A 13044-nucleotide genomic window follows, 5' to 3' on the forward strand; every position below is an offset into this window, starting at 1 on the left:
AACGCACTGCTATGGATAACAATTATATGGTTCAGGTTCTCAATTGTTTTTTCATTAGCAACACTTTAGATTCTTCTGATTCCTTGTGTCAAGCCTGATTGAGATGCTCTTACCCTGGGGATTTATACAGAACAGCCTCTTCCATTGCATACACGAAAGCAAATAAAAGAAACATTAGTCATTAATAACGGCGTGTCACTCTGCTTAGGAAGCAAGTCTTTAGAAATAGATTAGGTGTGAAGAAGTGATATCAAGAATAAAATTAAATTCTTTGCTACTTAGCCCTGCTGTCATAGTAGCAACTTTCGTTCTCTTACCCTCAACAGTTAGAGCTGAAGTATCGGTAAATAACCAAATTCAGCCTGAATCTAGTGTTTTACCTGAATTTTCTCAAATCAATCAGGGACAAGTTAGCTCCGTTTCTCAATTGTCCGATGTACAGCCTACAGACTGGGCATTTGGTGCACTGCAATCTCTTGTAGAACGGTATGGTTGTATTGCTGGCTACCCAAATGGTACGTATCGAGGCAATCGACCCATGACGCGATACGAATTTGCTGCTGGTTTGAATGCTTGTTTAGACCGAGTGAATGAACTTATTGCCACCGCTACAAGTGATTTGGTAAACAAAGCGGATTTAGCGACACTTCAAAAGTTACAAGAGGAGTTTGCAACAGAACTGGCTACCTTGCGCGGTCGTATAGATGCGTTAGAAGCTCGTACAGCTGAAATAGAAGCAAATCAGTTTTCTACCACTACAAAACTTACAGGTGAAGTTATCTTTGCAGTAGCTGGTGTTTTTGGTGAGGATGCAGCTGATACAGACGACGATGCAAATAACAACCCAGACTTGCAAGATAATATTATCCTAGCATACCGCGCGCGTCTGAATTTTGATACTAGCTTTACTGGTAAAGACCTGTTAAAAGTCCGCTTGCAAGGCAGAAACATCACTGAGTTTCAGGGTAGTGTCACAGGTACTAGAATGACCCGTTTGGGATTTGATGGCGATGATGACAACCAGGTTGGGATAGATGATTTGTACTATTACTTTCCATTAAGCGATAAGGTGAAACTCACCCTTGCTGCTGCTGAAACGGAGTTAACTGACCTTGCGGAACCACTCAGTCCCATCAAAAACGCTGCTACCGGTAGCATTTCCCGCTTTGGGCGGTATAACCCTATTTACCGAACCAGTGACGGTGCAGGGTTAGGTATTAACTACGAGTTTAGCGATCGCGTCAATCTCACTTTAGCCTACATGGTTAGTGATGCTGAAGATCCTGCCGATAAAAATGGGCTTTTTGATGGTAATTACAGCGCTTTGGCACAATTCTTTTTTGAGCCGATCAAAAATTTAGATATAGGCTTGACTTATGTGCGCTCCTATTATGCGGGAGGTGGCAATAGTGGCGTCAACCTTACAGGTAATACAGGTAGTGCCAATGCCAGGAGACCGTTTGGTAATATTGCTACTTCAGCAGATTCCTTTAGCTTAGAAACCAGCTGGCGAGTGAATCCTCTATTTACTGTTTCTGGTTGGTTAGGCTACTCATCTGCACAGTCGGAAGTCAGCGATGATAGCGCAGATATCTTGAACTATGCTCTAACTTTAGCTTTTCCAGACTTGGGAGGAAAAGGTAATTTAGCCGGGATTGTCTTTGGTATGCCGCCAAAAGTTATAGAAAGTAGCTTGGTAGAAGATCAAAATACCTCTTTGCATATAGAAGGTTTTTATCGGTTACAAGTCACAGATAATATTGCTATTACCCCTGGTTTATTTGTCATTACCAATACAGAACATAACGATAACAACGACAGCATATTTGTAGGAACAATCCGGACTAGCTTCAAGTTTTAGAGATATTCTTCCAATGCGATTCTATTGCCTACTTTACATAATCCAAGATTCTGCTTGAGGTTCAGGTGAGCCAGAATATTTTTTCTTATTTACTAATATTTCCGAAAAGACGCGCTGATTTTTCTCTATGTCCTGCTGGGATACGTCCTGGTCCCCAACCAACATTTTCACGGTAACTACCTAATAACCCCGATTCCATGAGAGTGTTTTCATCCACAGGAACAGACTCATCTACCTGTGGAGCCACGTACAGTGCATCTACTGGACAATACAGTTCGCACATAAAGCAAGTTTGGCAGTCACTCTGACGAGCTATTTTGGGCGGAGCATCTGGTACTTTATCAAAGACGTTAGTTGGGCAAGCAGAAACACAAATATTGCATTTAATGCAGCGAGATTCAACAACAAGTTCAATCACAGCGCTACTCCGATTTTGGATTTTGGATTTTGGACTTGGGATTGAGTGATTTCTGTTTTGATAACTGAGGGTTCTGTTTTTACCCAGACTTGATCTAATCCACCACTAAGCAAGCGGTGTTGTTGATTTGGATCTGGCTGCGGATAATCCAGATGTTTGTGCAGTCCGCGAGTTTCTGTACGTTCCAAAGCACTTGCGTACATCCACCTTGCTGTTGCAACCATAGCAGTAGCTTCTCTTGCTTGAACTAGCTGACTTTCTTCGACTACTTCGCTGTTGCGAATTTCCTTCCACAGATCGTGCAGGCGGCTGAGAGACTCTGATAAACCTTGCTCTGTACGGAATAGATTGCGGTCATAGGGGAGTATTTCTGCTTGCACGGAGCGAATTATCTCAGTAGAAGGAAAATTGCGATCGCTGTCGTTATGAGAACGCACAGCAACCCCACCAATTCCCTGGACTGAACGTTGATTTGCTTTATTTCCTAACTTACGGGCGAAGGATGCTGCTGCTTCTCCTGCCCAAAATCCAGAAGAGGTTGCCCAAGCAGCATTATATTTTCCACCGCCTGTAAAAGCACCGCAGATTAATTCCCGTGTTGCTGCATCCCCAGCTGCATAAAGACCAGGTACAGAGCTAGCACAAGTATCATCTACAATCCGAATACCGCCTGTCCCGCGTACAGTTCCTTCCAAACGCAAGGTCACGGGGAAGCGTTGAGTAAACGGATTAATTCCCATGCGGTCAAATGGCAGGAAGAAGTTGTGCTGGACAGTTCGCATCATCTCCTGTTCTTCTGGAGTAGCTTTGTCCAAGCAGGCGTAAACAGGTTGAGTGAGTAAGACACGAGCAATGACAGGATAACCTTTGTGAGCATCTGCTCCCTCAATGACTGTTCCATCTTCATAGGTAAAGGTTGCCCAGCGAAAGCAACCCCTTTTTGTTACTGAAGAAAAAGCATGAGAAACCGCATAGGCATTGGAAAATTCCATACCCGACATCTGTGCACCTGCTTCTGCTGCCATGAGATAACCATCCCCTGTCAGGACATTACAGCCCAAAACTTTACTGAGGAAAGCACAACCTCCTGTAGCAATCACAACAGCTCCCGCTCGGACTTTCCAGCGCTCCCCGATTTGACGACAAACACCCGCAGCCCCTGCTACCATACCTTCTGGGTCTACAAGCAGTTCCAAGGCTGGACTATGGTCAAGGATTTGCACTCCTGCTTTTTTAATCTTTTTCCGCATCAGGCGCATATACTCCGCACCTTGTTGGAGCGATCGCCTGTAGGGACGACCTTCATCATCAACGGGAAAGGGGTAGCCCCAATCTGCCAGCATATTTAGGTTTGTGTAAGTCCGATCTAGAACGCGAGCCATCCAACGGCGATCGCAGAGAAATCCTCCAACAGGTTCCCGAGAAGCTATTGCTGCTTCGCGTTGCTGTGGATCGGGTGGAATATACCACACACTAGTTCCAGCAGCAGCGGTGGCTCCACTGCTACCGCAGTAGCCTTTGTCTACAAGTATGACTCTCACACCTTGAACAGCAGCACTCCATGCCGCCCAAGTCCCAGCTGGACCACCGCCAATGACCAGGACATCAGTCTCCAATTCCAACTGAGAAGAACTGGTAGATATTTTCCCCGTTTGAGATAAATTTGTGCTCACGGTAAATCTCCTTTGCTCGGTCTTTTTACGCCACCACTTGTAGGGAACGAACTCGCGACATGACTTCCTGGGAAAAGCGTCTGATCTCGGGGGCAAATGGTTGAAACTGTAGCATGAAAGTATCAACCTAGTGTCTAAGGATTTAACAATTTGGATTTAGGGATAAAACCAAATTGTAGTTGATGAGTATATTCGGAAATTCCATCAAACCATAATCTATTTATCTTGCGAATCTCATTCTCTGGAAAAGATGTTCTTCCATGTAGCACGCTCATATTATCGATTATCTGAATTTGATTAGCTTTCAGCTTAAATATAAATTGATTATTTGGGTCATTAACATAGTTTTTGATAATATTGAAAACCTTTTCGATTGGAGGCGGGACTGTAATTGTGACGACTGAATCTGCTTTGAAACTCATTAATATTCTGCCTTCTTTCTCAATAAATATTGGTCGTGTATCTGTTTTACCGCCTAGATTAGTTATGCTTACTGGATTAGTAAATAACTTCTGCAATTCTTGGGGATGATTTTTCATTAAATAATCATAGACAGATTCACCGTAAACAATTTGAGAATATCCTCCATTGTGAGAATTTATTTCACATTGCAGAGCAACAACTTTAGGAGGATCTATATCAGCTGTGCCATCTGTATGCATGGGATGCATTCGATTAGTGGCAGAACGTGAAACATTATTAGCAGGGGAGTTGTATAAATTTTCAACCGCAACAATACCATGTTCGTCAGAGCGGCGATGTCTCAATACAGAACCAAAAAATTTCTTTAAATCTAATAAATTGTCTTGAAGATTTGGCAAAGGATCGCATTCTAGGATGATAAATTTAAATTTGTTGAATATCTCAAATAGCCTCTGTCTTTCTGGCTCTAAAATTTCTGTAACTTTACTAACTTTTAATGTGACCTGATTAATATTGATTTTGGAAGGTTCAATGGTTTCTTGAACATCTAAATTAGCTTCCAAATCATCTGTGTTAACCATTTGGATCTTATCAGTTAGCATCGTCCAAACTCCTTCTTCTACTTAAGTTGACTCATCAGAAGACAGAACGCGATCGCTTTTGTAAGTGGTTATTCAGCTATGCTATAAAACTCTGCAATTTTTACCAAAAAAGCTTTTAGCAATTATGGAAATACGGAGTTGCTTTTGTTGGTATGCTAAGTCCTGAAGAACCTAATTTTTCATACAATAGATTTCGAGCAACTTTGCCATTAGCATTAAGTGGCATATTATCAAGGACGTGGATGGTACGCGGAACCATATAGGCAGGTAAACAATTGCGAGCTTTAGCTGTAAGCAACTCAACATTCAGCAAATTACCTGATACAAAGGCAATTATGCCCTCACAACCTTCATTATTAACAGGCCACCCTAAAGCTACTGCCTCTATCACGCCAGGTACTGCGCGTAATGTCGCCTCAACATCCCCTAGATCAACTCTATACCCCAACACTTTTATTTGCCGATCCATGCGACCAAGGTAGATATAATTATTTTCTACAAGTCTGACTCGGTCACCAGTACGGTAGTAACGTAGCTTGTTGCCATGTTGATCGGAACGTGTAAACGTACTCAAGGCCGTTTTTTGAAAGTCATTCCAATACCCTGGAAATGTTTGAGCACCAGCAACACATAGTTCTCCATCTTCACCAGATAGCACAGGCTGAAGATTTTCATCTACTACAAGGTCATGAAGATTTTCGTACACGCGACCAATCGGTACTATCCCATTGAAACACTCTGTTGGAGAGTGTTCGGGATGCCATCGATAAGCTGCACAAGCGATAGTTAGCTCAGTTGGTCCATAGAGATTCTCAATAATGGAATTAGGTGCGGCAGACTGCCAAGCTTCTACTGAATCTTTTGTTAAGGCTTCACCACAGAAGAGACTTAAACGTAAACTTAATAGGCTACCAGGTTTGAGCAAATTTTTTTTACGCAAGAGGCTGATAACTGATGGCACAGAGAACCACACTGTTATGTTTTTTTCCCGCACAACACGAAATGGCGAAAGTAGTTGAATGGGCTGAATGGCACACACACAGGCACCACTTCCCCATGCCATGAAGAGGTCGAAAATAGAGAGATCGAAAGTTTGATCGAAGGTCTGGCTAAGTCGATCCTCATGCGTAAGTTGATAGCGTCGTTGATTGACTTCAAGAAAATGCACAACGTTGGCATGGGTAATTGGTACACCCTTTGGTTGACCTGTACTTCCAGATGTGAAGAGTAGATAGGCATGTGCATAATCTGGTACAGAGGGCAATTGCTGTAGAGGTTTTGCCTTCTCTAGGTCAGCTTGATTCAGAACCCTAACACCAATAGGGGAAATACAAAACGTATCAGTTTCAGGTAGAAGCACTACCTGTATTTGCCGCAGACTTTCAATAACTTCCGTCAGTTGCTTGAGAGAATTTCCGTCTACTATGAGTGCATCAAGAGCGGCAAGTTCCATCATGGAACGAGTTCGTTGTGCAGGGAAGGTTGGGTTAAGAGGAACGAAGGTGCCTCCAGCAAATAAGGTAGCAAGTACACCGATATAACCTACTTCACTACGGTAAGCTAAAATGCCAACTCGTTTAGGTGCTGTGGGGCAAGCTTCTAAAAGAGATGATGCCCAGCGTCGAGCCGTATCTTCCACATCTGCATAGGTCAGTTCGCGAACGCCTACAGAGATGGCTGGAACTTCTGGATAACGCGCAGCACTCTCCAAAAAGAAAGTGTGAAGTCTCTTACTTTGTGTTGAATTATGAGTTTTGTTCAATTGTACAGTTTGTTCCATAGCTACCTTCTGAAATGACTTGAAAAATTTTCAAAATTATTGATTTCATAAAACTAAAGGTATAGAGGCAAAAAATTATATCAGTCGAATAAAAAACATAAGTAAGCTTTACAGTACAGTTATCTTTATATAGATAACTGTTTTATTCTCATCTCCAGATACTTACAATTAGCGAACTGCAATTGGGATGTAGGGACGCTCACTCTCTCCAACATAATTTAGAACGGGACGAATGAGAATGTTGTTCTCTAATTGTTCTAGTACTTGCGTTATCCAACCAGAAATACGACTAATAGCAAAGACTGGAACAAATAGGTCATGTGGAATACCTAGCAAATGATAAGTAACACAATTGTAGAAATCGACATTCACATTAACACCACGATCAATATACGAACTCATTTCATCAACTATGGCTTCAAGAATTCTGAACCACTTAGTTTCTCCCCGTTCAAAACTTAAATATTTGGCTGCTTCTCGAAGATGAAAAGCTCTGGGGTCTTCGGTTCGATAAACACGATGACCAAATCCAAAGATGGGCAAATTTTCTTTTTGCAATTTTCTGATGTACTGGGCTGCCAATTCTGGCTGATCGATTTCTTGGAGCATTTTCATCACAAATTCTACAGCGCCACCATGCAGTGAACCGGAGAATGTGGCAATAGCTGCGGTGATTGCTGAGTGTAGATCAGCCTGAGTTCCTGTGGCTATGCGAGCAGTGAAGGCAGAAGCATTGGAACCATGATCGGCGTGAAGAACAAAGTCCCGATCTAGAATTTTTACTTCTTGTTCCAATGGAGTTTTATCATGAAGCATGTAAAGAAAATTTGCTGCATGTGAAAGCGTTTTGCTAGCTTGAGTAGGTACACGACCAGTACGAATTGCATGGTGGGTAGCCACAATAATTGGCATTTGAGCAATTAGCCTGATTCCCTTACTTAAGGTTTTTTCAACTGTATTGTTCTCTCGTTCCGCTTCAAAAGTAGAGAGCGCAGAAACTGCTGTACGTAGCACATCCATTGGGTGTGAATTTTGTACAATACGGATAACTTCAACTACCTGTTCGGGAATAGAGCGAGCTTCTTTAAGTTGATTATCAAAAGCTTCTAACTCAGCAGATGTTGGTAACTTCTTGTGGATTAGAAGGTAAGTAACTTCCTCAAAGTTAGAGTGTTCAGCTAACTCCTGAATTGAGTAGCCACAATGTAATAGCTTGCCAAATTGACCATCAATTAATGTTGTTCGGGTATTGTCGAATAATACTCCATTGAGTCCTCTATGAATTACTACCCGGTTCAAGTTATCTTGATTAGTTATGTTATTTTTATCTTTTATAGCACTTATGTTTAGTGTTTCTATTTGCTTATCTATTAAAGACTGATTTTTTATTACAAATAAAGATGATTTTTGTTGTAAAACATATTCCCGAATAGCTGCGATAGATGTTAGTTTTAACATCATATCCTCGCTAATTTGAGTATTGTACGCTTTCTCAATAGCAAGCATGAGAGCTATATGACTTAGGGAATCCCATTCTGCGATCGACTGGTATTCTAAATCATCTCTAATAGCTGACTTAGGTAGATTTAATACTTGAGAAACAATATCTTCAATACTTTGGTTTATGGGAATGTAGTTTAACCGCTCTAATTCAGCAATAACTTTATTAATACATTTCTCGATACTTTCTTTTGTAGTGTGGCAAATTATCTCTGGATTAATGGGAGGCTCGTAGGGATCTTCTATACCTGTAAAATTCCTTATCTTGCCAGAGCGAGCTTTAGCATATAAACCTTTTACATCTCGTGCTTCACAAACTTCAAGTGGTGCATCAACATAAACTTCTATAAAGTTCTCACTCATCATCCGAACTTCATCGCGAGTAGTCCGATAAGGACTGATTGCGGCGACAATCACCACAATTCCATTTCGACTCAGCCGATTCGCTACAAATCCAATGCGGCGAATGTTAGTATCTCTATCTTCCCTAGTAAATCCTAGTTCTTTTGAAATATGCTTTCTAATTTCATCACCATCTAAAACCTCAACTAAACAATTACGTGCCTTCAGTTCACGTTCTATTCCTCTAGCAATCGTAGTTTTACCGGCACCGCTAAGACCTGTAAACCACAAGATGACACCTTTATCTCTCATACTTCAGATTTCCTTTTTCGTCATTATTTGAGTTTTATCTAAATTCCTATTGCCTGCATAAATGCCTCAATTTCTGAGTCATGAGGGAAAATTTTTCGGTAAAGATTAGCTAGTCTGTTTCGCTCTCGAAATGCTTCGCAGAAACGTTGATCTTGCTGGCAAACTTTCCAACGTTCTAACACTTTCATTTGATTTCCTCTGCCATCATAAGAAGTTCTATCAAAACTACTTCCAGTACCACCTGCCGTCTTTGGAACAACATTGAGTCCAGTATCTGTGAAATCAAGTCCAAACTGTGCGGATAATTTTTTGCGGTAGTCAATACTTGAAAACCATAAGTTATAATTTATCGCTATCTTGGATTTGATATAATTAGTTATTCCTAGATATTCTTCAGCATAAATTTCCCACATGTCTAAAATTTCTGAATCATCTATTAATTTAGGAATTAGACCTGGTTTATGCCAACGGCTCACCAACATATTGAATGGATCTCTTAGGATTAAAATGTTAAAAAATCTCAAGCTTTCACCAACTGTTCTTTGACGTTCCCAGATAAAATCTCTTCCATCCGCCAGGCTGGTGATATTAAAATCCTGAACACTGAGCATTAAACAGTGCTTATGTACATTCCGAATTTGTTCAACATCTTCAACGTAAACCAACCAGTCTGATCCCTTGCCCCAGTTATTGTTAAACCCACTAGTCAGGAATGGATCTGTATAGGGTTTTATATTGTTCAAAACAAAGATAGGCAGATTAAAGTGATAAGCTAGCCAAACCATGACAGCGTGATGTCCGCTACGTTTTAAGGCAAAAAACGTAAATAGATTATCGTTTCTAAATTCCATAACAATTAATTAGAAAAAAAACCCTTAATGGCTCCTGCCAATAACGCCAACACTATTACCCAGCCTGTATTCAGTAAGCCTAGAACAGATAAGAGTAGTGCTAAAAAGCAGACGGCAGTGCCGAATATATCCTTTAGGAATATATCCTTACCAAGATTCCAAGCAGTTGCCAACATCAAACCAATTGTTACTGGGCCCAAAGCAGCATGAAATTGTTTGATCCAGGCGGGAGGATTCGGTTGTTTTATGAACCAAGCTACACCTGCTAACAAACAGGAAGTGGGACCAAACATTCCTAACCCAGAAGCTACTGCTCCTGCTAAACCAGCTACATGATTGCCAATCAGCACAACATTAAGCATATTCGGTCCTGGTACCAACAATCCCAGTGCATAAGCTTCGACAAATGCTTGATGACTCATCCACCCGTGGACAGTAACAACCAGGCGTTCCATCTCTGTGATGACAGCCCTTGAATTCCCGACGCTAATCAGAGCCAAATAAGCAAATGTGAAAAATAAATCAAGTAAGACGTGCATCGGCAGCAAAATCAGTTATTTTTTTTGAGTTTTGCTATTCAAATGCCAAGCAAAGGGCACAACTACAACCAAAGCTAAGGGAATAGGAACTCTAAAAATCCCTACTAGAATAAACGCAGCGATCGCCACTAAAAATCGAATATAGTCGGTAATAGTAGGTTTAGCCAGTTTCCAGGTTAACTCTAAAAGTATTCCAATACTGGCCGCTACGACTGCGGTCAGAGATGCTTGAACGATCTGTTCGGGTAGCTGCGATAGCAACTTTGATCCCACCAGTATCGCCACAGAACCAGGTAGCACCACAGCGAGTGTCGCCAGTATTGCTCCTTCAGTTTTTCGCCAGTAATATCCTAAATATGCTGAAATATTGGTACCTCCAGTTCCTGGAAGGAATCGGCACCAATTCAAAGCTTCTAAGCTTTCGCTGTTTGTCAGCCAACCTTGCTTTAAGCAAATAGGTAAAACGTGGGTGGGAATTGCACCACCGAAAGCTCTTGCTCCAATCCCTGCAAAAAAAGCAACTAGTACACGGAGGGAAGGAGAATTGGTTTGTTGCACTTGTTTTGTTGATGCATTCGACATATATTTATGATTGTCCTCACATGCATCTATTGATAATGAATTGCCAAACGTAAAAAAACAAATTTAAGCCTTGGTGAAAGTAATCTTGAATCATTCCCAAAAGCATCCGCAGAGTTTGTCTATCATATACTTGATGTTTGCAAGCGATATGACCCTAATTATCTGGTCGTTTATTTGAAGGAACAGGATGCTGATAGTCTGAATACAGTTCAGTGAAGGGCAGTCTCAAGCAAGGAAGAAGCGATTTTTTGAGAGAAAAAGCTATATTAGGATACCTGCATTGAAGCTGTTAGCTGTCCTATAGGCAACCCATTCCAATGCAAGCATATGTGTAACAACAGTCACGGGCATCTTCACATCCTCCTGCTGTCTTGCAACAAAATTAAGGGAACACTTCTTAACTGAACACCATAGCCTCATGAAGCAAAGCATGCGTTTCAAAACTTTCATGCACAGACATGGGGATAGGTGCAAGGTGAGAGCATGATTATTTTTCTTTCTCTAAAAATATATAACGGTCAAGCAATTAATGCAATATATTAACTAACTTTATATAGGGCAAATAATGGTAGCTAGACCGTTCGATTTGCAAAAATGCGTTAGCAGCACTAGCGCATACAAGCTCTACATTGAGCCGCAGGCGCGCTAACAGCACGCGAATTTTATTCGAGAGAAGAAATTGATGATTTGTTGCAACTCTTAATGTTTTATCCCTCTGCTCCCACACCGCGCCTTGGTAGACTGATTTTTAATACACAAATGCATTATTCTGATCTGTTGCACCGCCTGAAAGCAAAAACCTTGGCTTTCTAGGGCATTGAACAATAAAAAGACACAAGAGCAATCACAACATGGTAGATTCCCTAAAAAAACCAGGTTTTGAAGAATTGCGCCCGGGAATAAAAGCCCCAGCCAAAGAAACCCTGTTAACACCCAGGTTTTACACCACTGATTTTGATGCGATGGCGCGGATGGATATCTCCGTCAACGAAGACGAGTTAAGAGCCATCCTGGAAGAGTTCCGCGCTGACTATAACCGCCATCACTTTGTTCGGGACGAGGAATTTGAACAATCCTGGGATCATATTGACGGGGAAACTCGCCGATTATTCGTTGAATTTCTAGAGCGTTCTTGTACGGCAGAGTTTTCCGGCTTTTTACTATACAAAGAACTTAGCCGTCGTCTTAAGGACAAAAGCCCCGTCCTGGCAGAGTGTTTTGCTCTGATGTCGCGGGATGAAGCGCGTCATGCTGGTTTCTTGAATAAAGCATTGGCAGATTTTAATCTGTCTCTGGATTTAGGATTTCTGACTAAGAGCAAAAATTACACCTACTTCCAGCCGAAATTCATCTTCTACGCCACTTATCTTTCCGAAAAAATTGGTTATTGGCGGTATATCACAATTTATCGTCACCTAGAAGCACATCCCGAAGACCGGGTTTATCCAATTTTCCGCTGGTTTGAAAACTGGTGTCAGGATGAAAACCGCCACGGGGATTTCTTTGACGCTGTGATGAAATCCCAGCCGCAAATGTTGAATGACTGGAAGGCGCGGTTGTGGTGTCGGTTCTTCTTATTGTCAGTATTTGTGACGATGTATCTCAACGACATTCAGCGCAGTGGCTTCTATGCCTCGATTGGGCTGGATGCACGAGAATACGACAAATACGTGATTGAAAAAACTAATGAGACTTCAGCGCGGGTGTTCCCGGTAATTCTGAATGTAGAAAATCCAGAGTTTTACGAACGGTTGGAAATTTGTGTCAAGAATAACGAAAAATTGACAGCGATCGCCAACGCCAACTCCAACACCCCCAAATTCCTGCAATTCTTCCAGAAGTTGCCCCTTTACATCTCCAATGGTTGGCAGTTCCTGCGGTTGTACTTGATGAAACCCATTGACGTAACTGCAATTCAAGGTAGTGTGCGCTAAGTTCTTGAGATTTTGTTAAAAATTAAGTGGTTTTGCTGAAAGCAGAACCACTTTTTTTGTGAGCCGCCATAGACGCCTTATACTAGGTTGCAGTCAAAGATAGTACTTCCCTCACCCCGCCTGCCGGCACCCCTCTCCCAATTGGGAACAGGGGAGGGGGAGAGGGCACGAATTGCTATATCTGAAAACAACTTGGTATTATACCAATTCCTTTGAGCTTAGATCCC

Annotated in this window: 10 protein-coding genes and 1 pseudogene; 2 read left to right on the plus strand and 9 right to left on the minus strand. The window is 41.7% G+C overall.

From position 1 onward, the window contains the following. Window positions 1-244: 244 nt before the first annotated feature. Window positions 245-1861: an iron uptake porin gene (locus HXY43_RS00655; RefSeq protein ID WP_290878740.1), complete on the plus strand. Its 1617-nt coding sequence runs from the start codon at window positions 245-247 to the stop codon at window positions 1859-1861. An 85-nt stretch (window positions 1862-1946) separates the two neighbouring features. On the opposite strand, the gene HXY43_RS00660 is transcribed toward HXY43_RS00655, so the two are convergent. From HXY43_RS00660 to HXY43_RS00700, 9 genes and pseudogenes are all read right to left on the minus strand, one after another. Beyond that, entirely contained in the window at window positions 1947-2279 is a 333-nt protein-coding gene (locus tag HXY43_RS00660) for a 4Fe-4S binding protein (RefSeq protein WP_290878742.1), read from the minus strand. After that, window positions 2276-3952, minus strand: a complete 1677-nt coding sequence (locus HXY43_RS00665; protein WP_290878743.1) for an FAD-binding protein — start codon at window positions 3950-3952, stop codon at window positions 2276-2278. Before HXY43_RS00665 ends, HXY43_RS00660 begins: the two co-directional genes overlap by 4 nt. Before the next feature lie 134 nt (window positions 3953-4086). Continuing rightward, the gene (locus HXY43_RS00670; protein WP_290878745.1) at window positions 4087-4977 is read right to left on the minus strand and encodes a TauD/TfdA family dioxygenase; all 891 of its coding nucleotides are present in this window, start codon (window positions 4975-4977) and stop codon (window positions 4087-4089) included. 115 nt (window positions 4978-5092) lie between these two features. Next, entirely contained in the window at window positions 5093-6757 is a 1665-nt protein-coding gene (locus tag HXY43_RS00675) for an amino acid adenylation domain-containing protein (RefSeq protein ID WP_290878746.1), read from the minus strand. A 168-nt stretch (window positions 6758-6925) separates the two neighbouring features. Then, window positions 6926-8056: a citrate/2-methylcitrate synthase gene (locus HXY43_RS00680; RefSeq protein ID WP_367161444.1), complete on the minus strand. Its 1131-nt coding sequence runs from the start codon at window positions 8054-8056 to the stop codon at window positions 6926-6928. A gap of 129 nt (window positions 8057-8185) precedes the next feature. Beyond that, window positions 8186-8911: pseudogene (gene cysC, locus HXY43_RS00685) on the minus strand (adenylyl-sulfate kinase); the annotation flags it as partial. A gap of 38 nt (window positions 8912-8949) precedes the next feature. Continuing rightward, window positions 8950-9762 carry a hypothetical protein gene (locus HXY43_RS00690; protein ID WP_290878747.1) on the minus strand — a complete coding sequence of 271 codons (813 nt, stop codon included), beginning with the start codon at window positions 9760-9762 and terminating at the stop codon, window positions 8950-8952. Between the two features lie 5 nt (window positions 9763-9767). Then, window positions 9768-10301: a chromate transporter gene (locus tag HXY43_RS00695; RefSeq protein WP_290878748.1), complete on the minus strand. Its 534-nt coding sequence runs from the start codon at window positions 10299-10301 to the stop codon at window positions 9768-9770. 15 nt (window positions 10302-10316) lie between these two features. Continuing rightward, entirely contained in the window at window positions 10317-10883 is a 567-nt protein-coding gene (locus HXY43_RS00700) for a chromate transporter (RefSeq protein ID WP_290878750.1), read from the minus strand. 851 nt (window positions 10884-11734) lie between these two features. On the opposite strand from HXY43_RS00700, the gene acsF reads away from it, so the two are divergent. Then, window positions 11735-12817 carry a magnesium-protoporphyrin IX monomethyl ester (oxidative) cyclase gene (gene acsF, locus HXY43_RS00705; protein ID WP_290878751.1) on the plus strand — a complete coding sequence of 361 codons (1083 nt, stop codon included), beginning with the start codon at window positions 11735-11737 and terminating at the stop codon, window positions 12815-12817. Window positions 12818-13044 lie beyond the last annotated feature (227 nt).

The sequence above is a fragment of the Fischerella sp. genome (genome assembly GCF_013388695.1).
Classification (GTDB): Bacteria; Cyanobacteriota; Cyanobacteriia; order Cyanobacteriales; family Nostocaceae; genus PCC9605.

Excerpts from the sequence above, each read along its gene's own strand:
- HXY43_RS00670 (WP_290878745.1), bottom strand. The coding sequence starts at position 4,977 with ATGCTAACTGATAAGATCCAAATGGTTAACACAGATGATTTGGAAGCT.
- HXY43_RS00675 (WP_290878746.1), bottom strand. The coding sequence starts at position 6,757 with ATGGAACAAACTGTACAATTGAACAAAACTCATAATTCAACACAAAGT.
- HXY43_RS00690 (WP_290878747.1), bottom strand. The coding sequence starts at position 9,762 with ATGGAATTTAGAAACGATAATCTATTTACGTTTTTTGCCTTAAAACGT.
- HXY43_RS00695 (WP_290878748.1), bottom strand. The coding sequence starts at position 10,301 with ATGCACGTCTTACTTGATTTATTTTTCACATTTGCTTATTTGGCTCTG.
- HXY43_RS00700 (WP_290878750.1), bottom strand. The coding sequence starts at position 10,883 with ATGTCGAATGCATCAACAAAACAAGTGCAACAAACCAATTCTCCTTCC.
- acsF (WP_290878751.1), top strand. The coding sequence starts at position 11,735 with ATGGTAGATTCCCTAAAAAAACCAGGTTTTGAAGAATTGCGCCCGGGA.